At 66.2% G+C, this 26660-nt stretch carries 22 protein-coding genes and 1 pseudogene; 7 read left to right on the plus strand and 16 right to left on the minus strand.

Annotated elements, in window-relative coordinates:
• Positions 1–97: 97 nt before the first annotated feature.
• Both OHQ90_RS12360 and OHQ90_RS12365 read right to left on the minus strand, forming a co-directional pair.
• Entirely contained in the window at positions 98–6280 is a 6183-nt protein-coding gene (locus OHQ90_RS12360) for a non-ribosomal peptide synthetase (RefSeq protein WP_328410173.1), read from the minus strand.
• Positions 6281–6385: 105 nt separating this feature from the next.
• Positions 6386–6763 (minus strand): VOC family protein, encoded by a 378-nt coding sequence (locus OHQ90_RS12365; RefSeq protein ID WP_328410175.1) that lies wholly within the window; start codon positions 6761–6763, stop codon positions 6386–6388.
• Between the two features lie 210 nt (positions 6764–6973).
• Between OHQ90_RS12365 and OHQ90_RS12370 the strand changes: the two genes are divergently transcribed.
• Positions 6974–7828 (plus strand): alpha/beta hydrolase family esterase, encoded by an 855-nt coding sequence (locus OHQ90_RS12370; protein WP_328410176.1) that lies wholly within the window; start codon positions 6974–6976, stop codon positions 7826–7828.
• A 111-nt stretch (positions 7829–7939) separates the two neighbouring features.
• On the opposite strand, the gene OHQ90_RS12375 is transcribed toward OHQ90_RS12370, so the two are convergent.
• The 3 genes and pseudogenes from OHQ90_RS12375 to OHQ90_RS12385 all read right to left on the minus strand — a co-directional run.
• Positions 7940–8503, minus strand: coding sequence for a TetR/AcrR family transcriptional regulator (locus OHQ90_RS12375; protein WP_328410177.1), 564 nt, complete (start codon positions 8501–8503; stop codon positions 7940–7942).
• Positions 8496–9347 (minus strand): alpha/beta fold hydrolase, encoded by an 852-nt coding sequence (locus tag OHQ90_RS12380; RefSeq protein ID WP_328410179.1) that lies wholly within the window; start codon positions 9345–9347, stop codon positions 8496–8498. Before OHQ90_RS12380 ends, OHQ90_RS12375 begins: the two co-directional genes overlap by 8 nt.
• 79 nt (positions 9348–9426) lie before the next feature.
• Positions 9427–9759 (minus strand): annotated as a pseudogene (locus OHQ90_RS12385) (MFS transporter); the annotation flags it as partial.
• Positions 9760–9855: 96 nt separating this feature from the next.
• On the opposite strand from OHQ90_RS12385, the gene OHQ90_RS12390 reads away from it, so the two are divergent.
• Both OHQ90_RS12390 and OHQ90_RS12395 read left to right on the plus strand, forming a co-directional pair.
• On the plus strand, positions 9856–10434 hold the full coding sequence (locus OHQ90_RS12390) for a flavodoxin family protein (protein WP_328410181.1): 579 nt from the start codon (positions 9856–9858) through the stop codon (positions 10432–10434).
• Between the two features lie 259 nt (positions 10435–10693).
• The gene (locus OHQ90_RS12395; protein ID WP_328410182.1) at positions 10694–11677 is read left to right on the plus strand and encodes an aldo/keto reductase; all 984 of its coding nucleotides are present in this window, start codon (positions 10694–10696) and stop codon (positions 11675–11677) included.
• A 34-nt stretch (positions 11678–11711) separates the two neighbouring features.
• Here the strand turns inward: OHQ90_RS12395 and OHQ90_RS12400 are convergent, their stop codons facing one another.
• The 5 genes from OHQ90_RS12400 to OHQ90_RS12420 all read right to left on the minus strand — a co-directional run bounded on the left by OHQ90_RS12400 (position 11712) and on the right by OHQ90_RS12420 (position 16086).
• Positions 11712–13145: an ATP-binding protein gene (locus tag OHQ90_RS12400; protein ID WP_328410184.1), complete on the minus strand. Its 1434-nt coding sequence runs from the start codon at positions 13143–13145 to the stop codon at positions 11712–11714.
• Between the two features lie 170 nt (positions 13146–13315).
• Positions 13316–14170, minus strand: a complete 855-nt coding sequence (locus OHQ90_RS12405) for a class II glutamine amidotransferase (RefSeq protein WP_328410186.1) — start codon at positions 14168–14170, stop codon at positions 13316–13318.
• A gap of 14 nt (positions 14171–14184) precedes the next feature.
• Positions 14185–14316, minus strand: a complete 132-nt coding sequence (locus OHQ90_RS12410; protein ID WP_328410188.1) for a hypothetical protein — start codon at positions 14314–14316, stop codon at positions 14185–14187.
• A 93-nt stretch (positions 14317–14409) separates the two neighbouring features.
• Positions 14410–14814, minus strand: coding sequence for a hypothetical protein (locus OHQ90_RS12415; protein ID WP_328410190.1), 405 nt, complete (start codon positions 14812–14814; stop codon positions 14410–14412).
• 78 nt (positions 14815–14892) lie between these two features.
• Positions 14893–16086, minus strand: a complete 1194-nt coding sequence (locus OHQ90_RS12420) for a TetR/AcrR family transcriptional regulator (RefSeq protein ID WP_328410192.1) — start codon at positions 16084–16086, stop codon at positions 14893–14895.
• Between the two features lie 271 nt (positions 16087–16357).
• On the opposite strand from OHQ90_RS12420, the gene OHQ90_RS12425 reads away from it, so the two are divergent.
• A complete protein-coding gene (locus tag OHQ90_RS12425; RefSeq protein WP_328410193.1) occupies positions 16358–17740 on the plus strand; it encodes a serine hydrolase domain-containing protein in 1383 nt (460 codons plus the stop codon).
• Between the two features lie 98 nt (positions 17741–17838).
• Here OHQ90_RS12425 and OHQ90_RS12430 read toward each other — a convergent pair whose 3' ends face one another.
• Entirely contained in the window at positions 17839–18174 is a 336-nt protein-coding gene (locus OHQ90_RS12430; protein WP_328410194.1) for a LysR family transcriptional regulator, read from the minus strand.
• Between the two features lie 426 nt (positions 18175–18600).
• On the opposite strand from OHQ90_RS12430, the gene OHQ90_RS12435 reads away from it, so the two are divergent.
• Positions 18601–19110 carry a mycothiol transferase gene (locus OHQ90_RS12435; RefSeq protein ID WP_328410196.1) on the plus strand — a complete coding sequence of 170 codons (510 nt, stop codon included), beginning with the start codon at positions 18601–18603 and terminating at the stop codon, positions 19108–19110.
• 73 nt (positions 19111–19183) lie between these two features.
• Here OHQ90_RS12435 and OHQ90_RS12440 read toward each other — a convergent pair whose 3' ends face one another.
• Positions 19184–20617, minus strand: a complete 1434-nt coding sequence (locus OHQ90_RS12440; protein ID WP_328412788.1) for an FAD-dependent monooxygenase — start codon at positions 20615–20617, stop codon at positions 19184–19186.
• 140 nt (positions 20618–20757) lie between these two features.
• Between OHQ90_RS12440 and OHQ90_RS12445 the strand changes: the two genes are divergently transcribed.
• Positions 20758–21411, plus strand: coding sequence for a TetR/AcrR family transcriptional regulator C-terminal domain-containing protein (locus tag OHQ90_RS12445; RefSeq protein ID WP_328410198.1), 654 nt, complete (start codon positions 20758–20760; stop codon positions 21409–21411).
• Between the two features lie 104 nt (positions 21412–21515).
• Here the strand turns inward: OHQ90_RS12445 and OHQ90_RS12450 are convergent, their stop codons facing one another.
• Together OHQ90_RS12450 and OHQ90_RS12455 are read right to left on the minus strand one after the other, a co-directional pair.
• Positions 21516–21971 (minus strand): lytic transglycosylase domain-containing protein, encoded by a 456-nt coding sequence (locus OHQ90_RS12450; protein WP_328410200.1) that lies wholly within the window; start codon positions 21969–21971, stop codon positions 21516–21518.
• A 129-nt stretch (positions 21972–22100) separates the two neighbouring features.
• Positions 22101–22805, minus strand: a complete 705-nt coding sequence (locus OHQ90_RS12455; RefSeq protein WP_328410201.1) for a flavodoxin family protein — start codon at positions 22803–22805, stop codon at positions 22101–22103.
• A 234-nt stretch (positions 22806–23039) separates the two neighbouring features.
• Here OHQ90_RS12455 and OHQ90_RS12460 point away from each other — a divergent pair, with 234 nt between their 5' ends.
• A complete protein-coding gene (locus tag OHQ90_RS12460) occupies positions 23040–23405 on the plus strand; it encodes a MerR family transcriptional regulator (protein ID WP_328410203.1) in 366 nt (121 codons plus the stop codon).
• A 375-nt stretch (positions 23406–23780) separates the two neighbouring features.
• Here OHQ90_RS12460 and bla read toward each other — a convergent pair whose 3' ends face one another.
• Positions 23781–24701: a class A beta-lactamase gene (bla, locus tag OHQ90_RS12465; protein WP_328410205.1), complete on the minus strand. Its 921-nt coding sequence runs from the start codon at positions 24699–24701 to the stop codon at positions 23781–23783.
• A gap of 368 nt (positions 24702–25069) precedes the next feature.
• Positions 25070–26428 carry a DUF5933 domain-containing protein gene (locus OHQ90_RS12470; RefSeq protein WP_328410206.1) on the minus strand — a complete coding sequence of 453 codons (1359 nt, stop codon included), beginning with the start codon at positions 26426–26428 and terminating at the stop codon, positions 25070–25072.
• Positions 26429–26660 lie beyond the last annotated feature (232 nt).

Below are 26660 nucleotides of genomic sequence, written 5' to 3' on the forward strand. Positions count from 1 at the left end.
GAGATGACCTTCCCGAGGACTACCGCTGTCGATTCTTGCGCATAGCTTTGGCATCTCGATCGCCGTTCGGCGGCGCGCCAGCGGATGCGCTCGAGCGCTATCGCGACGGTAGGAACCCCGATGCGATGAACTCCCTGATGTAGGTGTCGAGTATCGGGCGAGTGAGGGGCGGGCACTCGATGCCGGTGTCCGCCAAGGCGGTACGGCTGTGGGCGTCGTCCCAGTCGAGATGTCCGGCGAGCCCGGCGAAGTTCGCGCTGAGCAGCGCCGCGCGGACGAGCGAATCGTCGCCCGCGTCGTTGCGCAGGCGGGACTCGCGGTCCAGCTCGGCGCGGACGGTCTCCAGCGGGGCGGTCGCGACCGGGAGGCCGTGGTCGCGCAGCGAGTCGAAGATGTCGCGCACCGCCACCGGAGTGCGGTTGACCAGGTGATACACGATATCCGACGCTGAGTGGGCCGAGATCTCGACGAGCGCGCCCGCCACGTAGTCCACCGGAACCAGTGACACCGTCGCGTCGCCGACATCGGGTGCGATCCCGAGGATTGCGGCGGCGCGGATCATGTTCCAGATCGAATCGTCGGCGCTGTTCACACCGATTCGGGTGTCGCCGCTGATCGTGCCGGGACGATAGACGGCGACCGGAACCCCGCGCTCGCCCGCCTGCCGAACCAGTTCTTCGGCGACCCACTTGGAGGTGAGGTAGCCGTTGGCGGAGACCTGGTCGGCCCGCAGTCGAGTGTCCTCTTCGACGACGCCGGATTCCGGCGTGGTCGAGACGGCGGCGCCGATAGTGGAGACGAAATGGACGGGCTTGGCCCGCCGCGTCGTCGCCAGGCGCAGCACATCCTTGGTGCCTTCGACATTGGCGGCGCGTAGTCGAGCATAGGGATCGACGTGATTGACGCGAGCGCCGTTGTGGTAGATGACGTCGATGGTGTCGGCGAGGCGGTCGTAGTCGGCATCGGAAAGGCCCAGGCGCGGCGCGGCGAGATCGCCGGGGACCGCGATGATCCGATCGGCGACGGCATCGTCCCACAACCGGTAGCGGTGCAGCGCCAGCCGAATCCGGTTGGCGCCCTCGACGTCGGTGTTCGCCCGGATCAGGCACCACACTCTGGCGTCGGTGCGGTGCAGCAGTTCCCGCAGCAGGTGGGCGCCGAGGAACCCGGTCGCACCGGTCAGTAGCAGCTCACGCGGCGGTCCGGTATGAGCGGCGGCGATCCCGTCGACAGCGATTGCGGCGTCGAGCACGGCGTCCTCGGCCGACGCCGGCGTGTCCGTTCGCGTCGGCCCCGTGGCCTCGGTGAGCTGCGCGGCGAGGCCGCCCACCGTGGGTGTGGCGAGCAACACCGACATCGGCACCTCGCGGTCCAGGCGGGACGAAAGTCGTTGGTGAAGTGTGAAAGCCATCAACGAGGACCCGCCGAGTTCGAAGAAATCATCCTCGACCCCGATCGGTGACACCGCGAGGACCTCGGCGAACACCTCGGCGATCGCGTGTTCGAGCGCGGTCGACGGCGCGACACCGGCCCGTGCGGTGAACACCGGCAGTGGCAGCGCCGGACGGTCGAGTTTGCCGCTGGCGTTGACCGGCAGCGCATCCAGGGGCAACACCGCCGCGGGCACCATGTACGAGGGCAACACCCGAGATACCGAGCGCCGCAAGCCATCGGGGTCGACTGCCGCACCGGGCGCTGCGACGACATAGCCGACGAGCTGGTCCCCGTCTTGCGCCGGTTTGACCGCGGCAGCCGCTTGACCGACGGTGGGGTCGGCGAGCAACGCGGCTTCGATCTCGCCGAGCTCGATGCGGTGACCACGCACCTTCACCTGAAAGTCGCTGCGCCCGATGTAGTCCAGTGCACCGCGCGGCGTCCACCGCACCAGATCGCCGGTCCGATACATCCGGTCGCCGGGGCCGCCGAGCGGATTCGCGACGAACCGGCCCGCCGTCAGCGCGTGGGCGCCGTGATATCCGCGGGCGAGTTGGACTCCGGCCAAATAGAGTTCACCCACCGCGCCGACCGGCACCGGTCGCAACCGGGTGTCGAGGACGAAGCTCTGGGAGTTCCCTTCCGGTGCACCGATCGGCACACGCACCGAGGTCAGGTCGGTGGCCTCGACCCGGTGATGGGTGATGCTCACGGCGGCTTCGGTCGGACCGTACAGATTGTGCAGTTCGGCGCCGCAGACGGCGGCGAACGCCCGTGCGGTCTCCAGTGGCAGCGCCTCGCCGATAGCGAAAACCGCACGCAGTGACGTCAATTCGGTCGCGCTGGCGTGCGCGGCAAACATCGCGAGCATGGCGGGCACGAAATCGGTGAGCGTAACGCGGTGCGCGGCGATGAGCCTGCCCAATGCTGCGGGGTCGCGGTGCTCGCTCGGTCCGGCAAGCACCAGCCGGGCGCCGGCACGCAGCGGCAGGAAATACCCCCACAGCGAGACATCGAACGTCGCGGGAGTTTTCTGCAGGTACCTGTCGGCACCGCTGACACGGTACTGCTGCTGCATCCAGATGAGCTGGTTGACGATCGCGTCGTGGCTGACCACAACGCCTTTCGGTCGACCGGTGGAGCCGGAGGTGTAGATCACGTAGGCGGGATGGTCGCCGCGCAGTGCGGCGCCGCGCTCGGCATCGAGTACCGGTTCGGGACTCAGCTGCGAGAGATCGAGGGTGTCGACGGTGTGCGCGGGAGCGACGGTGAACGCGTCACCGCTGGTGGTCACGACGCACCGCGGTGCGGCGGAATCGAGTACCGACCGGATCCGCTCGTCCGGATGATCCGGATCGATCGGCACCCAGGCCCCGCCTGCTTCGACGATCGCGGTCAATGCGACGACCTGATCGATGGACCGCCGCATGGCCACCGCCACTACCGTGTCGGGTCCGACGCCTTGTCGAATCAGCCACCGGGCCAACCGATTACACCGGTCTTGCAGTTGCGCGTAGGTCAGTGCCTCCGCTCCGCAGACCACCGCGACGGCGTCGGGTGTCGCGAGCGCATGCCGCCACAGCGCGGTGGTCAGGGTCTCCGGCGCGACCGGGAGGTCCGGTCCGGCCGACCAGAACCGGATCCGCCGCCGCTCGAGCGGTTCCATGATGTCGATATCACCGACCGCGCCGATCGGATCGGCGGCCACTTCGTGCAGGATGCGCAGATAGCTGGCGAGAAATCTGCGCACTGTCGTTTCATCGAAAAGGTCTGTGGCATAGCCGAATCGGATGTCGATCGGGCCCGGGGCGCCGTCCTCGTCGTGGGTGTCGACCACCGCGATGTGCAGGTCTGTCTTCGCGGTCCTGATGTCCGCGTCGTAAGACGAGAACGTGAGGCCCGACAGTTCGACATTGGCCTCGGCGAAGTTCTGGAACGCGAAACCGACCTGATACAGCGGATGCCGTCCAGGGGACCGCACCGGGTTGACGGCATCCACGACCAGTTCGAACGGCACCTCCGAGTGCGCGAAATTCACCATGTCCCGATCGCGGGTCCGGGTCAGCAGATCCGCGAAGCTCTCGGCGGGGTCGATCCTGGTTCGCGACACCGTGGTGTTGACGAACATGCCGACGACATCCGCGAGGGCGGCCTCGGCGCGATTGGTCATCGGCACGCCGATGGCAATGTCGGTGCCGCCGGACAGGCGGGCCAGCAGGACGGCCAAGGCTGTCCGCATCACCATGAACAACGTGGCCCGATGGGTCCGCGCGACGGCGAGCAGGTCGCGATGCAGCGCGGCGGACACCGTGCGCTGCTCGCCGTCGCCGCGCAGCGAGGCCACCGCCGGTCGTGGGCGGTCGGTCGGCAGGTCGAGGTCGTCGGGCAGCTCTGCCAGTTCCTGTGTCCAGTAGGCGAGCTGCCGGGACAATGGCGAATCCGGGTCGTCGCGCGACCCGAGCACGTCCTGTTGCCACAGTGCGTAGTCGGCGTACTGCACCTCCAGCGGTAGCCAGGTCGGTGCGTCGCCCGCGATCCGCGCGGCGTAGGCGATGGCGACATCACGCGCCAAGGGGGCCAGGGAGGAGCCGTCGGCGCAGATGTGGTGTGTCGCGCAGGCCAGCACGTAGCTGCCGTTCACCCGGAGCAGCCGAGCGCGCAACGGCACTTCCGCTGACACGTCGAAACCGCGCCACAACGTCTCGCGCACCCGCTCGTCCACCGCGTCGGGGTGCGTGTCTTCGGGCACGAAATCGGCAACAGCACTTGATGTTTCGAGTATCAGCTGGTGCGGTCCGATGGCGTCCGCCGGGTACATCGTGCGCAGCGCCTCGTGCCGCTCGACGGTGTCGGCGAACGCGGCACGCAGCGCCTCGACATCGAGGTCACCCGACATGCCGAGTGCGAACCCCACGTTGTCCACCGAGGTCGTGGTGTCGAACTGGTTGCGCAACCAGAACCGAAGCTGGGCGGGGGACAAGGGAATCCGCTCGGGTCTCGGACGAGCGACCAAGGCCGGTCGGGCCGTGGCCAGTCGCTGCGTCTGGAGTGACTTCGCCAGCAGGGCCACCGTTGGGTGGTCGAAGACCAGCCTGGTCGGGATCTGGGCCTGCCATGTCTCGCTGAGCCGGGCGGCGACCTGGGTGGCGAGCAGCGAATTGCCGCCCGAAGTGAAGAAGTCGGAGTCCGGCCCGAACTGCTCGTGCCCGAGCACCCTGGCGAACACCGCGGCGATCAATTCCTCGCCGAGACCCGACAGCGGTCGATGGACGAGGCGGTCCTCGGATCGGGCACGTAGCGCGGCACGATCGGTTTTGCCGTTGGGGGTCAGCGGGATTCGGTCCACGATGGTGATCGAGGTCGGCAGCATGTACCGCGGCAGCCGCTGCGCCAAGGTGTCGGCAAGGGCGGCCGGGTCGGGCGATCGCCCCGGTACTGGCACGACATAGGCCGCCAGCGTGGTTTCGCTCGCGGCGGTCCTCCGGTCGACGGTGACGGCCGCGCGCACCTCGGGATGCGTCGTGAGGATCGCGTCGATCTCGCCGAGCTCGATCCGGAAACCGCGGACCTTGACCTGGTCGTCGGTGCGGCCGAGGTAGTCGAGATCACCGCCGGTGGTCCAGCGGACGAGGTCGCCGGTCCGGTACATCCGAGTGCCGGGCGCGCCGTGCGGGTCTGCGGGAAAACACTGCGCGGTCAGCCCGGCGCGACGGTGATAGCCGCGGGCAATGGCGAGACCGGAGATATACAGCTCGCCCGCGACGCCGACGCCGACCGGGCGCAGTTGCCGGTCGAGCACGCGCAGGCGCATGCCGCGCACGGCCGATCCGATGGTCACCGGCGCCTCGGGCGACAGCGGCGCGCTGATGGTCGCGACGATGGTGGATTCGGTGGGCCCGTAGGCGTTCCAGAATCGTCGTCCTGCCACCGCCCAACGGCCGACCAACGCGGGGGGACACGGCTCGCCGCCGACGATGATGCCCTGCAGGAAGTCCAGTCCGGTCGGCTCGACCGAGGCCAGCGCCGACGGAGTGAGGAAGGCGTGGGTGACCTGATGGTGCGTGATGAGCTGCGCCAGCTCACTACCGCCGTAGATCGTCGGCGGGGCGATCACCATGGTTGCGGCCGCGCCGATGGCAAGTAGCAGTTCCAATATCGAAGCGTCGAAGCTGGGTGAGGCGAAGTGCAGGATCCGCGCGTCGCGGGAAATCGAGTGCCGCGTGGTGAGTTCGGCGCAGAGCCCGGCCAGGCCGGCGTGGGTGACCGTGACGCCCTTGGGCAGGCCGGTCGAGCCGGAGGTGTAGATCAGGTAGGCCGGGTTGGTGTCGCGCATCGGCGTCCGGCGGTCGAGGTAGGAGATCGGTGTCGGCGACTGCGCCGTCACCTGTGCCTCGAAGTCGGGAGCGTCCAGCGCGAGCCACCGAACCTCACCCGGCAGTACCGCGGCGTACTGCTGCCTGGTAAGCCCGAACTGCGCACCGCAGTCGGCGACCTGGAATTCGATGCGTGCCGAGGGGAAGCCTGGATCGATGGGTACGAACGCCGCGCCGGTCTTGGCGACCGCCCAGACCGTGAGCACCGAGTCGATCGATCGGGGCAGGGCCACCGCGACGGTGGTTTCCGGGCCGATCCCCATCGCCAGCAAAACTCTGGCCATCTGCGATGAGCGCGTGTCGAGGGCACGATAAGTCAATGTGGCGTCGTCGCAGACGACGGCCGCGCCGTCGGGATTGTGCTCGACGGCCGCGGCGAGCAGCGTCGCCAGCGTGGGCGCGCTCGACCCGGAAGCCCGACGTGAACGTCCACGGCGCGAAGACGAGGAAGCCTGCCGGGTACCACTGGTCAAGTTCTCGTCCTGCCGCGCGATGTGAACAAACGGGGCCGATGTTATAACGCGATACTCAGCTGCGCCACCGGTGGGAAGTAAGGATCCAGCTACCGCCTGCCCTGGCTATCGGCCTTCGCGCTCGGCCTTGCTTCGCTCGATGCAGAACTCGTTTCCCTCGGGATCGAGCAGCGTGACCCAGCCGAGCCCATCGGCGGTTCGGTGGTCCTCGTACAGTGTCGCTCCCATGCCGATGATGCGCTCGACCTCGTCGTCACGCGTCCGCTCGGTTGGCATCCAATCGAAGTGCAGACGGTTCTTCACCACCTTGCCCTCGGGCACGCGAATGAACAGCAAGCCCGGCGCAAGCGCGGGCGCCTCGACCAACACCTCGTCGTCGCCTGGCTTATCCTCCTCGGACACCGGCCATCCGGTGACGGCGCTCCAAAATAACGCGAGCTCATACGGATCGGCGCAATCGACGGTCACATTGCGAAGGATCATGCCGCCGAGCCTAACCAGCGGCCCGGCCGCGCGGGGTCGATCGCCGGCGCCGGTCGCTCACCTATGCGAGTTGTCCACATCTGCGATATCTATTGCTACTCAACCATTCTCGAATGTTCGCAGTCTTGACAACGGCGCATCGATTTCGTGCCATAGTGAGACCGTGTTCTGGCTTCGTAGTGTCGCCATCGCCATTGCCTGTTGTGCCCTGTGGGTCACGGCCTGCCAGAGCCCCGTCGCGCCACCGACATCGCCGAGCGGCCCCGCCCCCCTACACAGGACGACAAGCCCGGCTCGGGTGACCAGCGGATCACCATCGAATTCGGTGGCAAGACCCGCTCCTATGTGGTGCATGCGCCGCCGAGCTACGACGGCAGCACCGCCCTGCCACTCGTGGTCGCCCTGCACTTCTATCCCGGTGACGCGGCGCGGATCGCCACGACCAGCGGCTTGAATGCCAAGGCGGACAAGGAAAACTTCCTCGTCGTCTATCCGGAGGGGCACGCTTCCGGATACAACGCCTTCGTCTGCTGTGGTTCGGAAGACGATGTCGGCTTCGTCAAGACTGTCCTCGCCCGAATGACCAGCGCCTGGAAAGCCGACCCGAAGCGCGTCTATGCCGCAGGCATCTCGAACGGCGGCGATATGTCCTTCAAGCTCGCGGTGGAACTACCCGGCACCTTCGCCGCCATCGCCGCGGTCAGCGGGGGGTTCTTCGGTTCCGCCGCGGCGGAACCGTCCTACAAGCCGACGACGCCGGTTTCGGTTATCACCTTCCTCGGTGGCAAGGACCGCTACTTCGGTCGATTCGACACCGGGATCACGCAATGGCAGGAGCGACTCGCCTGCGCTCCCGGGGGAGCGCACGCCGACCTGGCCAATGGCATCACCGTCGCGACGGCCACCTGCGCCGACGGCAGCACGGTCGAGATCTACCGGCTTCCCGAGATGGGACACTCGTGGCCGGGCGCCGCGCAGGGCGAACTCTCCGATGCGCAGGCCGGGGTGAACGCGACCGACCTCGCGTGGGACTTCTTCGAAGCCAACACAATCCACGGTCGATGAGGCTTCAGGCCCTGGACGCGACCTGCTCCGCGGGGGTGATGGGGACTGGGCGGCGGGGATGGTCGGCCCGGCCGTGCGGGGTCGATCACGCGGCGCCTCCCCATCCGCTCTTCACCGCCCACGTAGTCCACGGTCGATGAACCGAATCATCCAGTCGAAGCTGGCTTCCGGATCGCCGGTCCACTGGAAGCCGCCGGATACCTGTAGGGACGCGAATCCGTGGAACATCGAGCGCAAGGTGCGCAGGGCGTGATCCGTCTCGACGTCGGGAATGTCGTAACCGCGCAGCACTGCCACCATCGAATCGAGCACGCGGCCACTGGATTCCAGCAGGGGATCGTCGGGGCTGGTGAACTCGGCTCCGACGGTGGCGGCGTAGCGGCCAGGGTGCGCGACGACATATGAGCGGAATGCGCGGGCGAAGGCTGCCAATGCTTCGGTGCCGGAGCGGCCGTGCATCGCGTCGCGAACGGCGCGGTCGAGTTCGGTCATCGCGAGCACGGCGATGCCGTGCTGCAAATCGGCCAGGTTGGCCACGTGCTTGTACAGGGAAGGTGTTCGGACGCCGAGCTTTTCGGCAAGCAGACCCATGGCCAGGTTGTCATAGCCGACGTCGTCGGCGAGTTGGGCACCCGCACGGACGACGTCGGCTGGGGTCAGCCCGACCCTAGGCACGAGCCTGCTCCGCGAGGAACCGCAGCGCGAGTTCGGCCACCCGGTCCGGCGCGTCCGCGTGCGGGTAGTGCCCGGATCCCTCCGCCACCGCGACGGTGCCGAGACCCGCGGGCATGAGAGCGACGATGGCGTCGCCTTCGGCTTCGGGGTTCGCGAAGTCGGGGTCCTCGGTGCCCATGATGATCAGCGCGGGGCTACTGATGTTCGGCAGCTGCGCCTCGGCGTCGGCGGGAGTCGACTTGCCGGTCTTCATGAATTCCGCGAACCGGCCCGGTTCCTGCAGCTTCGCCGACAATTCGGCCATGTACTTGTCGTAGTCGGCAGGCTTGATCGGGTAGGCGACGTTCAGGTAGCGCATCCACTGTCCGAGGCTCTTGAAGATCATGGTGTTCATCAGCGGCACCAGCCCCTTGCGGTAGCGCGGGACGGTGAAAAGTGCGCCTGCGGCGAGCTTCTGGGTCTTGGTGAACGGGTTGAGTTCGATAATGGCGCTGACAAGTTCGGGCGCTTGTGCCGCAGCGATGGTGGCGGCACCGCCGGAGATGGAGTGTCCGATGATGACCGCTGGACCGCCGAGGTGGCGGATCAGCGCGAGCAGGTCGCCCGCGACATCGGTCCGCGAGATCGCGTCACTGCCGTCGTGGGACTTCCAGTTCATGCTGGACTCTCCGTGTCCGCGCAGGTCCGCCGCCGCGACCCGGTAGCCGGCGGCGATCAGCTTCGGCGCGAGCAACCGAAAAGCCTGGCGCCGGTCGCCGATGCCGTGCGACAGCACGACCAGTGGGCCATCGCCGGTCACGTCGTAGGCGATCTGTCCACCGTCGATGGTCAGGTACTCGGTCATGTCGAACTCCCGTTGCGCTGGTAGCTAATGCTGATAGCCATAAAGCTAATGCAATTAGCCAACCGTGTCAACACTCGCTTCAGGCCCTGGATGCGACCTTCGGCGCGGTGTCGACGGGGGAGTGGGGAGTGGGGGTGGTCCGGCGGTACGGAATCGTTGCGGTGATGGCCGCGGCGGCGAGGGCGACACCGCAGCCGATCAGCAGGCCGGTGCGGAAGCCTTGCTCCGAGGGCAGGGTGTGGCCGCCGAACCGAATGCTCATCTGGGACAGGACGACACCGACCATTGCGGCGGCGAACGAGGTCCCGATGGAGCGCATCAGGGTGTTGAAGCTATTGGCGGCGGCGGTCTCCGACTGCGGCACCGCACTCATGATGAGGGCGGGTATCGCGCCGTAGCCCACCCTCATTCCTTGTATCCCACGCCCGATAAGCATTCGATTCGGGCTCGTTCCGGAAACGGCAACGATAGTTGCCGGCCGGTATGGCCGGAGAACATCCTTGGCGCCGTGAATGAAGAAACATCAGCAGTGAAACAAATAGCCGTGGTTTATCACAGCGGCCATGGGCGTACGGAATACTTCGCAAAGCATGTCGTCGCAGGCGCCAGGAATGTGGCAGGTGCAGAGGTTAGTCTGCTGAAGGCTGACCAGCTCGTCGCCTCGCCTGCTCGGTTGGCCACCTACGATGGCATCATCTGGGGTTCTCCCACCTATTTCGGAGGCGTCTCCGGGCCCTTCAAATCGTTCATGGATTCGACATCGCCCCTTTTTCGCACTCAGGAGTTGCGCGGAAAACTTGCCTCCGGCTTCACGGTCTCGTCGTATCCATCGGGCGATAAACAATCAACCCTGATGTCCATGGTGGTTTTCTCGATGCAGCACGGGATGTTGTGGGTCGGCAATCCGCCGAACTTCGAAAACAATGCCGGCGCGACTACGGACCCAGCTGTCGATCGACTCGGATCATGGACCGGCGCAATGGCGCAAATACATCACAAAGCTCCCGTGGATTCCTTCGACAAGGGAGATCTCGAGACCGCGAAACTCTTCGGTGTGAACTTCGCCAGAACGTTGCATCGGATCTGAAGTCACACTCGGGCGGCTCGGTTGTTTCGGCGACCGGGTGTCCGAGGTCGAGTCCCCGGTCATCGCGACACCGATCCACATCGGCCACGCCGTCGAGGAGTCTCGATGACGTGGCCGGCTGTCTGTATGTTCCGCCAGCGTCGGCGGGCCCGTACTTGACATGGAGTGCACTCCAGGCCGTAGCGTCGGATCTCGGTAATCACGACCCGGACCTGCCGCTGGACATCGCATCCGGCGTGCTGAAGGAGGAGATCCCGCAATGATCCCGACCAGGAAACTCGGCGAACTGACCGTAGGTGCGCAGGGGCTCGGCTGCATGGGGATGAGCCAGGCCTATGGCCTGCGTGATAACGACGACGAGTCCATCGCGACCATTCATCGCGCGCTCGATCTGGGCGTGACCATGCTCGACACCGCCAATGTGTATGGGCCCGAAACCAATGAGCGGCTGGTCGGGCGCGCTATCGCCGATCGCCGTGATCGGGTGGTGCTCGCGACGAAGTTCGGCATCGTGTGGGGCGAGGGCGGCACCTTGGGCGCGCGCGGTGACGCCGCCTATGTCAAGCAGACTTGCGACGAGTCGCTGGCCCGTCTCGGTGTCGACCACATCGACCTCTACTACCAGCATCGGGTGGATCCGAACGTCCCGATCGAGGAGACCTGGGGCGCACTTTCGGAACTGGTCGCCGCGGGCAAGGTGCGCTACCTCGGCATCTCCGAAGCCTCGGCCGCAACCATCCGTGCCGCGCATGCCGTGCACCCGATCACCGCGCTGCAGAGCGAATGGTCGCTGTGGACACGGGACATCGAGGCCGAGGTGCTGCCGACCTGCCGCGAGCTGGGTATCGGCATCGTGCCGTTCTCCCCGCTCGGCCGCGGCTTCCTCACCGGCGCCATCACCTCCACCGCCGAACTCCCCGCCGACGACATGCGCCGCCAACTACCGCGTTTCGCCGACGACAACCTCGACCGCAACCTCGCCATCGTCGCCGCCCTGCGCGAGCTGGCCGCCGAAAAGAACATCACCGCAGGCCAATTGGCCCTGGCCTGGGTCATGAGCCAGGGCGAGGACGTAGTCCCCATCCCGGGCACCAAGCGCCGCACGTACCTCGAGGAAAACGTCGCAGCCGCCGACATCGCCCTGACCGCAGACGATCTCGCCCGCATCGACACCACCGCCCCCTCAGGGGCTTTCGCGGGCGCGCGCTATCCGGAGCGCCTTGCCCGAGTCGTCGGCCGCTGACCCGACCGCTTACCCCGAGCAAGCCTTGGGTCATTCACTGCCATGCGGCGACGAGATCTTCAGGGCCCCAACGCATCGCGAGTGGAAGGTCGGATTCGATGCCGGAGCGGGACACGGCCACCAACGGCGTGTGTATGTCGGTGCCCGGCACCGACAGGATCGCTCGGGTGAGAGCGTCGTAATCGTGGCGGTCGAAGGTGCGGTCCTCCAGCCATTTGATCGATCCGATGAAATGGACCGCACCTGCGACAGGCTCGCGGTCGGCACCGACGAGGTCGATTTCAGGGTTGTTCTGCCGATTCCACCAGCCGCCGATCGCTTCGGTTTCGGGCCATCGGCCGCTGGGCAGCAGGCGTAGTAAGGATTCCCGGATGAGAGGTTCGACGGCACGTCCGCGCCAGGCGGTCCAGGAGCGCTCGATGCGAGTGAGGGCAAGATCTCCGCGTCCGCGTTCGATGAGGGGAATGCCTCGCTGGAGGAAGGCCAGCCAGAACCGGAGGTAGGAATCGGCGATGCGATACCGCTTGTTCTTGGTGTCGGGCTTGGTGGACAGCGGTAGGTCCGTGGCGATAGTTCGCTTGGCTTGCAGGGCGTTCAGGACTGGTGTCAGGGTTCCCGAGGGCAGTGCGCCAGTGCCTCCGGCCTGTGCGGCGATGGCACCGAAGGTGCGCTCACCACTGCCAACGGCCTCCAGCACAGCGCGCGAGCGTGATGATTCCGGAAACTCGCCGAGCAGAGACAGCTCGCCGGCAACCAGCAGCGGTGACAGCGGGTTCGCCGCCGAAGTTCGGAGGAAATCGGTTCTGCTCATCCCCGGCCGCCACGACTGGACGATCTCCGGGAAGCCCCCGGTGATCAGCCGGGCGTCGACAGCATTGGCGGCGTCGAGATCTGTCATTGTCTGCACATCGGCCAGATTCAGCGGCTCGACAGTCATCTTCGTTGCGCGCCCGAAGAATGGGCGGTCGCGGGACTGCAACGCTTCCATGACCGAGATGTCGCTGCCGACCAGCACGAGTAGCACCGGCTTGCCGGATAGTTGGCGATCCCACACAGTCTGCAGTGCGCCTTCGAACTCGGAGTCCTGTTCGGTGAGCCAGGGCACCTCGTCGATAACGGCGATACCGGGCACGTCATCTGGGAGGGCGATGGCAAGGGCGCGTAGGGCCTGGTTCCAGTCGGATGCGTGTAACCCGGCAACCAACTCGGCCCCGCCTAACGCGGAGTGCGTGATGGTGGCGATGAAATCGTCGCGCTCGGCCACCGGGTTGCGTCCGCGAGTGGCCTGAAAGACGACGTACGCCCTCCCTGACCGATCGCAGAACTCCTGGATGAGCCGCGATTTACCGACACGCCGTCGACCGGTCACGATCACTGCCCGGCCACGTGTCGCACCGCACCCCTCGGTCACCAGGTCCAGCTGTTGAGCGAGCAGGTCCAGGTCGGCTGCCCTACCGGTGAACTCCATCGTCAGTTCCTTGGTAAACGTAGATTGATTCTTACGTAGATCGAATATTACGTAGATTGAATCTACCTTGAGAAGGAGTGTCTGCCCCAGTTAGTAGGCATGGCTTCCGTGCGCCCGATCTTCGGCTCCGGCCGGGGACAGGGCGCGTTTCGGTGAGTGAAGCGGTGCGGTCAGCGGGTGAGTTGCGAGGCGGCGGCTTCGGCGCTGAGGTCCGACAGTGACAGCAGGTGGGCCGGTGGGCGATCGAGTATCGGGCTGCTGTCTGTGTGCAGATCGGGGTGGACGTGCAGTAGCTCGCCGGGGGACATGCGACGCCAGCCGGGGTCGGTGTCCATCGGCTCGCTGGCGATGACCACGGTCGGGGTTTCGGCCGAATCGGCTGAGTGGACGCGGATGGTTCCCTTGCTGCCCGCATGCCGGAGTTGTTCTCCTGCTTCGCGTTTCAGCATGTAGAGGTCGTGGGTATCGGGGTAGCGCAAGGCCCACAGCTCGGTGGCGGTGGTCAGGATCAGGTTGATCGCGAAGATCGGCAGCTGGTCGGCGACCCATCGGGTGGCGTCGGTAATCCCGGCGGTGATGTCACCGCCGTGCGCATCGATGTGTTTGGTGATCAGCGCGAAGAATCGTTCCGAGTCGGTGTCGCCCTGCACCAGTGCACGGTAAGGGCCCAGCTGCTCGTCGAGTAGTGGGAGATCTTCGATGACGCCGTTGTGGGCGAAGATGCGTCCATTCTGGGTGAACGGATGGGTGTTGTTCACGGTGCGGGCACCAGTCGATGCGTGGCGGATGTGGGCGAGGAAGGTCGCCGACTCGCGGTGTTTGGCTTCGGTGGCGAACTGGCGGTCCGCGTAGGCGGCCAACGGCTGCTTCTCGACCAACGGCCTGCCGTGTGTGTCGAAGGTGCCGAGGCCGGTGCCGTCGGGGTTCGTCTCGCTCTGGTGGTCCAGGCTGTCTTCGGCATCGAGGAGCCAGAAGGTCGCCTTGACTCGCTGTGGGGACGCCGTCATTCCGAAAAGTCGGCACATGCCGGTCTCCTCCGTTATCCGAGCGCCGTGGCCGGTTTCGTAACGGCGTGCCCATAACGGTCCGACAGCTCGCCGGGCACTAACAGTTCGGCCCATTGCGCGGTCAGGTCGAGCACCTCGGCGGCGCAAGAGTGTCGTTCGGCCATGCGCTCAGTGTTGCGCTGGAAACCGCGTTGCCTCGACCGACACGCCCGACCGACTTCCTGGGTAGGTACGGATGGCCGACTTCGCTGGTTCGGCTACGGCCCGATGCGATCCAGGAGCCAGCGTGGACCGACCGTCACGGCCCCGAGCGCCTCGACTCGATCACGCAGTCCGCGATCCGCCGTCACGACGGTGATCGACCGGCCGCTGTCGGGCGCAGCGGCTGCCGCCACCACACCGACGATCGCGTCATCCCCCGATCCGTCCGCTGACACCACGCGCAGGTCGTCCAAGTCCGTTTCCTCGACGACTGCGCTTTTCGCCGCCCCCTCGAGCACGACCACCACATCGGTCGGTTGCTCCAAGTGTTTTTTCAGTGAGGTCAGCTGCGTGAGTAATCGCCGGGCCGCGCCCGCACGGTCGCGCCACCAGCCATCGGGCCGCGAGCCGACGACATTGGCAGCATCCACCACGATCAGCGGAACTTCGTCCTTCGTCACGCCCTCAGTCTCCTCCGCGCGGAATCCGGGGACGTTCGGTCTATACGGGACGGTAGAGCTCGTGGATGGGCGAGCCGGTCAGTCGTCGGAGATCGCGAGCAGCCGAGCGCCGATCGCCAGCAGTGCCGCATCGACACCGGGGCGGGATCGCAGGTGGGGCATCAGCGCGATGTCGTTCATCATGGTCTGCACGGCCTGCACCCGGATTCGGGCACTGATCGGATCCCAGTCGGGGTGCACCTGAGTTGCCAGGTGCACCCACTCCGCGATGTAGGAGTGCTGAGCCGCTCTGGCTCGGTGTCGGTCGGCGTCGGGTAGGTGCATGGATTCCGAGACGAGCAACTGGACCAGGTCGGGGTCCTCGAAGGCGAACGCGCGGTAGCTGTGCAGCAGTCGGAACATGCCGTCGCGGGCGTCCGCGGCCTGTGCGAACGTGCGGTTCATCTCCATCTGCATCCATTCGTCACCACGCGACATCGCGGCGACCAGGATGTCGGATTTGGTCGGGAAATGGTTGTAGACGCTGGGGCCGGAGATGCCGACGCCGGCACCGATATCCTCCATGCTCACGCCGGCGAATCCGTTGCCTGCGAAGAGTCGTGTTGCCTCGGCCAGGATGGCCTCGCGCCGTGATTGCCGGGTCAAAGACCCGAGGTGCTCCGTGCGCGCGGCGGACCGATCGGACAAGACGATCGGCGCGTCGACGATGGTCGTAACGACTTCCCCGATCAGGGCGCTGAACCCGGGCTCCGGAAGCGAAAGACTATGGAAGGAAAGGCTGTTGCCGGTCGCGAGCGCGCACCAGGCCAGCAGATCGGCCGCCGCCGTATCCAGCTCGGGCCTGCGTTCGCTGATCAGCTCGGCGAATCGCGTGCCGATGCGTTTGGTCACCGCGCGTAGCGCCGCGCGATCATCGACGGACAACTGGCGCGATTCGCGGCGCACCAACACACCGACCCGCCTGTTCTCCAGCATCGCTGTCACCACCGTGGCGATGAGGTTGTCGGCGGTGGCTGTCACCAGCACACCGTCCAGGGTGTTCAGCGCTTCGCCGACGACGGTGGCCAGCAGATCCTGCTTGCCACGGAAATGCCGGTACAGCGCCGAAGGGCCGATGGCCACCGCCTCCGCCACATCGCCCATACCGACCTTGGCGTAGCCCTTCTCGTAGAAGAGATTCGCCGCCGCACGCAGAATCAGCTGACGCCGATTCGCGGGCCTGGTGCCGCGGATGGGGTCGCTGAGCGTGCGCTCCTCTGACCCGCGCACCATGCCTTTTGCCTCCGATCATCGCCATATGGCGAGCGTGTGATGTTACCGCCTCGGCCCATTGCGTGCGGCCGCCGACGCTGCGAGGCGCTCGTTGTCGGCTGGATCTGACGGCGACCGGGCAACTGTCGAAAGGTAAGCCGCGCAGACCCTGACGCCGCGTGTCAGCGCCGTGTCAGCGGAGGCGGGCAACGTTCCCCGCATGCCGGACGCACGAGGTACCGAATGGCAGGGACTCGGCGTCGTGGCCAAGAGCCGATCGAAAGGGATAGATATGTCTGATACCGCATTGTCCGAATTCGTCGAGGCCACGGCGACCGAGCTGGACATCCCCGGTGTCGCGGTCGGAGTGTGGGTCGGCGGTAAGGAGGTGTTCGCTTCTCATGGCGTGACCAGCCGCGACAATCCACTGCCCATCGAAGCGGACACCCTGTTCCTGCTCGGCTCGGTGTCGAAGACCTTCACCGCGACCGCGCTCATGCGGTTGGCCGCGGAGGGGCGGATCGACCTGGACGCGCCGGTGCGGCACTATGTCCCCGAACTGGAGCTCGCCGACGAGCGGGCTGCGGCGGAGATGACTGTGTTCAATCTGCTCAATCACACTGCGGGACTTGGTGTGCGGCTCATCGTCGAAACCGGTGACGGTGACGACGCGCTTGCCGGGTATGTGGCGCGCATGCGCGAGCTGGATCAGATCGCACCGGTCGGCGCGCGGGCCTCCTACAGCCAGGCGGGATACAACCTGCTCGGGCGGATTATCGAGAAGGTCACCGGTCTCACCTTCGAAGCGGCGGTCGCGTCGCTCGTCCTCGAGCCCGTTGGGCTGTCGAACACTGTCTACGCGCCTGCCGATGTCATGGTTCGGCGGTTCGCGGTCGGTCACAACCTAGGCGCCGACGGCACCCTCGCCGTCGCGCGGCAGTGGAAGGACACCCGCGGCAACAACCCCGGTGGCGGTCTCGCGTCGTCGGTGTCGGATCAACTCCGTTGGGCGCGTTTCCAGCTCGGTGACGGCCGGGCGGAAAGCGGCTTCGATGTGCTGCCCTCCGATGCGCTGGCGCGGATGCAGGAACCGACGGTCGCGTTGAAGGGCAGCACGCTCGGCGACGCGTTCGGCATCTGCTGGTTCCTGCGTGCGGTGGACGGTGTGCGCACCGTCGGGCACGGCGGGTCGGGCAACGGCCAGTTCGCCGAGCTGCTCATGGTTCCCGAACACGCCTTCGCCATCACCGTCATGTCCAACTCGGGACCGGACGACGGCATCCTGTTCAACCAGGCGGTCGTGCGCTGGGCACTGAAGCACTACCTGGGAGTGATCGATCGGCAGCCGGTGCCGCTGCCCCACGACGAGGTGCGAGCACGAGAAGTGGTGGGCGACTACGACATCGATGTCATGCGGCTCACCATCGATACCGATGGCGAGGGGCTGACGGTCGCGGTCGGCATCAAGCCGGAGATCCGCGCGGCATCCGACACCGAGCTCCCTCCGGACCTGCCCGCGGCCGGCCTCGGACTGCTGCCCGACGACGAGTACGTCGTCACCGGCGGCGGGCTCCAGGGTCAGCGCGGTTACTTCACCCGCGACGAACACGGCGCGATCGTCGGGGCCGACCTCGCAGGTCGGCTGTTCACCCGCGCGCCCGACGCCGCCCAGTAGGCGAAACAGGGGCGATCCAACCCGCCGGCACAAGACCAACGGGACCTGGTGGCGGACGTTTCGGGCGCTGACACCAGGTCTCGTCGATCGTTCTCTGGTCAGGATGGGGCGAGCGATTCGGCGATGGCGGTACGACACAGACGGCTCGACCGCCTTCCTGACCCCGGCATATCCATACCCGAGCAGGTAGCGCGCTGGACGGCCCGCTTGATCTGATCGTGTCCGGGCCGGAGGTCATCGCGCAGTTGCCGCCCGATCGGAGTCAACGCCACCCGGCGGCTGGTCCGTTCGAACAGCGCCGCGCCGAGGCGGCGCTCCACCAACTGGATGGTCCTGCTGACCCCGCTCGGTGACATTCGCAGCTGCTCGGCGGCTCTGCCGAAGTGCAATTCGTCGGCGACGGTCAGGAATGCCTCGATCTCATGCCTTTCCATGGTTTCATGCCGTCCCACACCGGCGGGACCGACGATCGTCGCGTGCGAGACGGTCCACAGTATTCAGACCGTCCTCAGCACGGAGACCGGTGCGGCCATCGCGGGCACGGCGAGCCTCGGGCACATCGTGCCGACCGTCGGTTGTTTGATTCTGTTCCTTATCAACCTGGGGAAGAAGGTCACCGAATCCCCTGCTGCACAGGGGACTCCGGAAACCCCCTCGATCGATAGCGAGGCAGGGGTCGGCCTCCGGTCGGTATGAGTGCGTTCGGTCGGTCACTGTCGGTGTCTTCCTTGTCTGGTGTTCGGCGGTAGGCATACGACGAGTAAGTCGATCGAGTTGTGACAGTGCGGCCGAGAACGCGGCGGCCCGCGCCCGGTGTGAGTACGGTCGAAACCACGACATCGACGGACGGAGCCGACAAGATGACGAGTGCCGACGTACTCGCCGATGCTTACGGGCGTATTCAAGAGGTGGTGCACGAGGCGGTGGACGGCCTGACCGAGGACCACCTGGCCTATCGGATCGACCCGGGCGCGAACTCGATCGCCTGGCTTATCTGGCACCTGACACGGGTGCAGGACGATCACGTCGCCGACGTGGCAGGCGCGGAGCAAGTGTGGACCGCGCAGGGCTGGTACGACCGGTTCGGCCTGCCGATCGACACACGCACCGTCGGATACGGCGACCGTCCCGAGAATGTCGCCGCCATCCAAGCCCCTGCCGACCTGCTCCTCGGTTACTACGACGCGGTCCACGAGCAGACCCTGCGGTTCGTCCGAGGTATCACCGATGAGGACCTCGGCCGGATCGTCGACACCAGATGGGACCCGCCGGTCACCCTCAGCATCCGTCTGATCAGCGTGATCTCCGATGATCTGCAGCACGCGGGCCAGGCCGCCTACATTCGCGGAGTGATCGAGCGGACGAAGTAGAGCGTCCGGTGCGCACTACCGCGCGCTGAAAAATCAGACCGCCCACCGTAGCTTTCCTACCGAACCGAGGGCATCAGGCCGGTGCGCCGACCCAGGCGGTGAGGGCTTCGGTCAATTCGGCGGTGGTGGGTTCGTCGGCGGCCCAGGCGACGTAGCCGTCGGGACGCAGCAGTGCCGCGGCCGGGGTCGCAATGTCGCCGACGCCGGGGACGGTCCAGCGATCGGTACGGCTTTCGGCGGTGACGATATCGACCCGGTCGTGCCATTGCGGTATGGCCGGAACGTCGTTTCCGTCAAGTACCACGAGCACCGGCCGACGGGAGCGCAACAGAGTGTGGACTCGGGTATCGCCGCCCTTGGTCGTGAGGTCGGCGTCCGGCACGCGGCGTCCGGCCAGTGGATGGTCGACTTTGGTGTCGTAGCGGATATCGAGGGCGGTGATCATGAGGCCGAGGCGGTGGCGCACCTGGTCCATGTCGATCAGGTCGCTCATGATGTCGCGCAGCGCGTCGGTATGCGGGCCGGACCGTGACAGTGCCGTCTGGGCTCTCGTGTTGTGCAGGACGCGGGCGGCGATGGGGTGGCGCTCGGTCTCGTAGGTGTCGAGCAGTTCGTCGGATGCGTTGCCGCGCAGGGTCGCAGCGAGCTTCCAGCCGAGGTTGACCGCATCCTGCACGCCCAGATTCTGGCCCTGGCCGCCGGCCGGGTAGTGGATGTGGGCGGCGTCGCCCGCCAGGAACACCCGGCCGACGCGGTAGCGGTCGGCCTGTCGCGCGGCGTCGCCGTAGTGCGTCACCCAGCGCGGGCTGTGCATACCGAAGTCGGTGCCCGCGAGCTCGATGAAGTTGTCGCGGAAGTCCTCGAAGGTCAGCTCGGCGCCGCGCTCGAGGACACGGTCGTGCCGTTGCACGACCAGCCGGTACCCGCCGGGCTCGAATTGCACCGCCGAGAAATCGCCCGCACCGCCGCGCTGACCGAAGAAGGGCTGCGCGGGCGGATCGGTGAGTTCGACGTCGGCGATCATGCCGGTCACGGTCGCGTCGGTGCCTGCGAAGTCGATGCCTGCGAGCTTGCGGACCGTGCTGCGGCCACCGTCGCAGCCGACGAGGTAGGCGGCGCGAATCCGGCGGGGCCCCGCCGGTCCGCCGACCTCGACCTCCACACCCGTCGCGTCCTGGTGGAATCCGACGACCGGCGATCCCCACTGCACCAACGCGCCCAATTCTGTTGCGCGCCGATCGAGTTCGCGCTCGATCACCGATTGCAGCACGGCGAGGGTGTAGGGGTAGCGGGTATTGAAGTCGCTGAAGTCCAGGGGTAGTCCGCCGAAGTGTCCGGCCTGGATGCGGCGGCCCTGCGGGAGCAGGTCGTCGAGCAGGCCGCGCTGGTCGAGGATCTCCATGGTGCGGGCGTGGATGCCGCCCGCCCGGGATTCGCCGGTGCGCGCCGGAAGTCCGTCGAGCAGCGCCACCTCGACTCCGGCGAGTCGCAGTTCGTAGGCCAGCATCAGCCCGGTCGGTCCGGCGCCGGCAATTACCACATCGGTCGTGTCCACGACCACCTCCTTAACAACGTTAAATCCATTAACGTTGTTAAGGAGACCAGAACATTGTTAAGCTGTCAAGCAGTCGAACGTAGGAGGTGACGATGAAGCTCGATGCCACAGCCATCGCCGAGGCCGCGCTGGGATTGCTCGATGAGGTCGGCCTCGATGGGTTGACCATGCGTAAGGTGGCCGCGGCACTCAATGTGCAAGCGCCCGCGCTGTATTGGCATGTCAAGAACAAGCGGGAATTGCTGGATGCGATGGCGCAGGCCGTCTTCGTCGATGCCGTCACCGGGGTCGAGGCGCCGCGGCAAGGCCAGAGCTGGCAGGACTGGCTGATCGCGCTGGCCGGGCGGTTGCGCGGGTCGATGCTGCGCTATCGGGACGGCGCAAAGGTCCTGGCAGGCACCTACATCAGCGACGAAGCCATGTGGCGCACGGTGGAATTGACCTTGCGGATGCTCGAAGACGCGGGTTTCTCCAAGGCCGATGGCGGCCGTGTCTTCCCGATCATGCTGCACTACACCGTCGGCTTCGTCATCGAAGAGCAGTCCCGCACCAGCATCGAATACGCCGACGCCAACCCCTACGAGCCCGACCGCCTCGAACAAGTCGTCGACCCCGTTCGCTACCCCCGCACTGCTCAGTTGGTGGCAGACCTCTTCGCCGGCGATGTCGACGCGGAGTTCGATTACGGCCTCCGCGTCATCCTCGCCGGAATCCTCGCTACCCGAACGGTTCCCGAGCGCTCGTAACGAGATGCGATCACTGAAATGGTGATCTGGAAAACTCGGCTGACCGGTTCGCTATCGGCTGTGCTGACGGGTTGCTCAACAATGTGCTGTGCTGGGCTGCGATGTCAGTACCAGTGATGTTCCTGCCAGAATGCCCATGCGCCTGCGGGGCTGCCATACGCCTTTTTCATGTAGTCATATGTCCAGCGGATTTGGGTCACTGGATTGAACAGCCAGTCGGCGCCGTGGGTGGCCATCTTTTGCGGCGGCAGGGCCTGGCCGAGCCCGTACGCGCCGCTGGCTGGGTTGACGGCCAAGAAGTCCCAACTGCTTTCGCGCATGACGACATTGTCGAAGGCCCAGAAATCGTAGAGCGGCACAATCGACATTGCCATGAGTCTGGTGGCCGCACGGACCGGCGACAAACTGGAGCCGACCCGCGTTTCCGCGGAGCCGGAGGGCAACGTGGAATCCGCATGGGGGACGGTGGCATCGAACTGTGCGGGTGTGGCAGTGGCGGGAGCGACCCCGATGGCGAGCGCGCAGCTGGCCGCTGCGAGGGCAGCTTTGACGTGCGGCACGACTTGCTCCTTCGCGTCCGGTGAGTGAAGCTCGAAGCTGGTAACGCCACAGTCAGCAAATCACTGGTCAGCCCCACCGTGCGGCATACCGCCCGGAGTGTCGGCGAAGGAGACGTACGCGGAAGTGGGCTAGCGGTAGTCGGGGTTCTCGAAGTCGAACCGGCATCCCGCGTCCCACTCGGAGCGCTGATTGCCGTGCGCGGGAATGCCGCCGTTGTCCTTCAGCATGCGGGCAAGGTGCAGCAGATTCCAGGTCATGAAGGTGGTATTGCGGTTGGTGAAGTCATTGTCGGGACCGCCTGAACCGGGATCCAGATAGGACGGCCCCGGTCCCGCTTCGCCGATCCAGCCCGCGTCGGCCTGCGGTGGAATGGTGTAGCCGAGATGTTGGAGGCTGTAGAGGATATTCATCGCGCAGTGCTTGACGCCGTCCTCGTTACCGGTGATCAGGCACCCGCCGACCCGGCCGTAGTAGGCGTACTGGCCGCGCTCGTTGAGTATCGAGGAATTGCCGTACAGCCGCTCGATCACCTGTTTGGTGACGGAACTGTTGTCGCCCAACCAGATCGGTCCGGCCAGCACCAGGATGTCGGCGTCCATCACCTGCCGCTGCAATTGCGGCCACTCGTCGGTGGCCCACCCGTGCTCGGTCATGTCCGGCCAGACCCCGGTCGCGATGTCATGGTCGAGGGCGCGAATATGGGAAACCTGAACCCCGTTCTTCTCCATGATTCGGGCGCTCACGTCGATGAGTCCCCGGGTGTTGCTCGGTTCGGGCGACCGCTTCAGTGTGCAGTTGATGAACAATGCCCGTAGATCGTCATAGCTGGTCATAGTGGTCTCCTCGGGTACCACGACATGCGGAATCAGCCGGATCCGGATAGCCACAGGTCGGCAGGGCATCGACCTGAGAATCGAACGATAACCCGCTCCGCACCACTCGGCAGCCGCTCGAGTGGCACCGTCACCATCTCGTCATGGACCTACGCGGCGGTCAGTCGAAGGTGTCATACCGTCACACTAGGGTTTCACACGGATGTCAGGGGCAACCTGTTGTGAGGTGATCGCATGCGAATCGGAGAACTGTCCACGCAGACCGGAGCCAGCCCGCGCCTGTTGCGCTATTACGAAGAACAGGGCCTGATTTCGGCCGACAGAGAAGGCAACGGATACCGCAACTACGGTGCAGATGTGCCCGTGGTGGTGCGGCAGATCCGTGCATTGTTGGCGGCCGGGTTGTCGACCGAGGTGATTCGCGACATACTGCCCTGCGCGCACGGGTCCGCACCGCAGCTGGAACCGCATCCCGACATGCTCGCATTGCTGCGCAGGGAACTCGACGCCCTCGAGGCCAAGATGGACTGCCTTGCCGAAACGCGGGACATCCTGTCCTGCTACCTGAATGCGACCACCGCACTGCGCGATCGGTGCTGAACTGATCGACGGTGCGCTTGCCGTCAAATCGGGATGCGCGCAGTCGGAGCGCGACGCAGCAGTGCTGTTGGCGCCCCGCTGATCCAGGTCGTGGCCGTTCCCATGCCGTGGTGGGGGTTGGCCTCGGACCCTCGCCGAATCCGCCGCACTGGATCGGTGCGCGACGGATTCGCCGATGTGGCGCCGTGATCAGGTCACTGGTTCGAGGCTGGGTGGTTTCCAATCACCCTCGGTGATCTGAAAGTCATGTGCCATGGTGTGGATACTGAGCAGCGGCACCGACAGCAAGCGGCTTCCGAACGCTCGGGGGCGATCCGCTGGACGACTGCGGCGGGTCGGCGCGCCGGGCGGGCCGCAATCGTCCGGCATCGGCGATCACTTCAGCATGTCGACGACCTGTCGGGTGGTCTCGGCGACCAAACCACTGTCCGCTTGCGCCGTGGGATCGGAATGTGTTGTCAGCACCGCTATTACGATCGGCGCCGTGCTGCCGACCGGCCAGGTGACGGCGACGTCGTTGGCCGATCCGTAATCGCCGGTGCCGGTTTTGTCGCCGGTCTTCCACTCGGCGGGCAGGCCGGCGCGAATGCGGGTTGCGCCGGTGGTACTGGCGAGCAGCCAGGTCGTCAGCTGTCGTCGCTCCGGCTCTGCGAGCGCATCGCCGACCGTCAGCGCCCGATAGTCGGCGGCGAGTGCGGCGGGGGTCGTGGTGTCGCGCTCATCGCCGGGTATGGCGGTGTTGAGGTCCGGTTCCCAGCGGTCGAGATGGGTGACCTGGTCGCCGAGGGTCCGGAGGAACTGGGTGAGGGCCTGCGGGCCGCCGAGCAATTTCAGCAACTGGTTGCCTGCGGCGTTGTCGCTCTTGGTGATTGCGGCGTCGCACAACTCCGATACCGACATGCCACTTTCGACACGAGGGCCGGTGACCGCCGAACCGCCGGCGGCCGCGACCTCTGCTTCGGTGAAATGGATGATCTGATCGAAGTATCCGGTGTCGAGCGGATGTTCGCGCAGCAGCGCGGCGCAAGCGAGTGTTTTGAAGGTCGACAACATCGGAAACCGTTCGTCCTTGCGGTACCCGACGGTCTTACCCGAGCCGGTGTCGATCGTGAACATCCCGAGCCGGGCCTGGTGCTGCTGTTCGATGCCTGCCAGCCGGGTGTCGGGGGGCTGGACGGTGGATGCGGGAGCCGGGCCCTGCGTGGCGGACTCGCATGCGCCGAGCACTGGCAGCAGCGCCAACGCCAGCACGGCAATCCGCGAGCGGACCGGTGCACTCCTGTTGAGCTGTCTCATGGGGGCACCACATCACAGAGCTGGTGCGGCTGTCCAAGACCAAAAGGTGCGAGAACCGATATCCGCGTCGATATCGTTGCACGTCGGATGGGTCGTCGCGGCGGGCCCTGCGATATTCGTCCCTGGTCCGGCAATCCCGGCCCGCACGCCGGGGAACACACAGGCTGGTGCGGGCCGCGGTGAATCACGCGCTCGGCAAGCGGACGGCGATGAACCGGCGCCGGGAAACCTATGTCGGCCAATGGCTTCCCGAACCGGTGGTCACCGCGCCGGGCGAAGACGATGCCGCGGATGCGCTGATCCGCACCGAATCATTCTCCATGGCGCTGCTGCGGGCTCGGCAAGGCCGCGGGCCCAAGACCGCGCTGTCAGCGATGCTCGAGGTCGGCGTGTTCGGCTGCGGGCGCCTGGACGTCCGCGCCGCGCGCCGGGGCGAACCAAGTTGTGTAGAAGGTGATCGCCAGTGCGGCGAAAGCGCCGAGGATCGCGATGCCGAAGGGGACCGGGTAGTTCGCCATCGGAAGGGCAAGGTAGCGGATGCACAGCAGCACCCCCGCGAACAGGCCGATACCGAAGGTCACCAGCCGGATCCGCGCGCGATCCCAGCCCCGGTCCGGATCGCGCAATGTGGACTCGACGGTCAGGCACAGCGCGGCGCCGACGACGAGGTCGATGCCGTAGTGCGCGCCTAGCCCGAGCGTCGCGGTCAGGGTGCACACCAGCCAGAATGCGCCGCCCCAGCGCAGCCACAGCGGTCCGCGCCGGGAGTGGATGAACAGCGACAGCGCCCACGCAGTGTGCAGTGACGGCATGCAATTACGCGGCGTGAAATCGTCGAACGGCATGGATTCGACCGAAGCCGGCACCAGCGGAACGCTATTGGGCCACACGTTCGCCAGTTCCATACCGTGGCCCCACGACCCGAATGCGAGGATCGGCCCGACGACGGGGAAGACCACGTAGAAGATCGGGCCGATGAGGCCGAGTGTCAGGAACGTGCGCACGAGGTGGTGCCGCGGCCACAGACCTGTGGTGACACCCCGCAGCTGCCAGATGGCCACGACGATAGCGGCGACGGGAAGCTCGAAATACACCCAGCGCACCAGGCCCAACGGCACCGGTCCCGCCACGTCGAGGGCGTGGCCGACGAGCCACGACGGACTGCCGAGTGCACGATCAGCCAGTTGCACATAGGGATCGAGGACTCGCGGGCACGTCCATGCGGTGATATCCAGCCAGATCTCGCCGACCTTCGTCGCGAGAATGAGCAGCGCGCCGAGTGCGATGGTGTGTAGTGCCGTCCGACGCCGCGTGCCGGTCCACCGCAGTGCGGCGATAACCGCCAGTAGCGTGAGCACGATGGTCGGGCCATTGCCGACAGTGAACGGTCGACCCTCCAGCGTGCGGATGGTCACGAAGACCAGGTCGAGGCCGACCGCGGCGGCGAGGGCGGTCACGCGGACCCGGGTGGTCATGCCGACCAGCGCGAGCAGGAAGCCCGCCCACGGTGTCGTCGCGGACTTGGGTGTCCCGGCGTAGTCGCGGAAAAGGCTGGTCAGCGGGCCGAGAGCGTGGATATGGGCGGCTACGATCTGGCCTGCGACGAGCACCGATATCGCAGCGACGATGCCGCACCAGACGGCCGGCGCTCGACGCTGCTGGAACCGCGCAAGACCCACCCGCTCGGGAGGTGAGGTCGAACGGCCCTGCGCGTCGTGAATAAGCATTCGGTCATCGTAAACACGATGTGAACACGACCATGCGGGCCGGTTAACAGAGTCCGATCTCACCCACGATCGCGAAAACCCGTGGCTGCCTGCCGAAGCTGGTCGGCCCCGAGCCTATCGCGGACCGCGCAGCTGTTGTCTCGGTGACCCGGATCACGATCGGACCGTATCGCTTCGACGCACCGGACAGCGTGACGTGGTGCCTACGGCCGATGCCACTGCCCGCGGAAGT

This window comes from Nocardia sp. NBC_00403 (assembly GCF_036046055.1).
In the GTDB taxonomy this organism is placed as follows: domain Bacteria; phylum Actinomycetota; class Actinomycetes; order Mycobacteriales; family Mycobacteriaceae; genus Nocardia.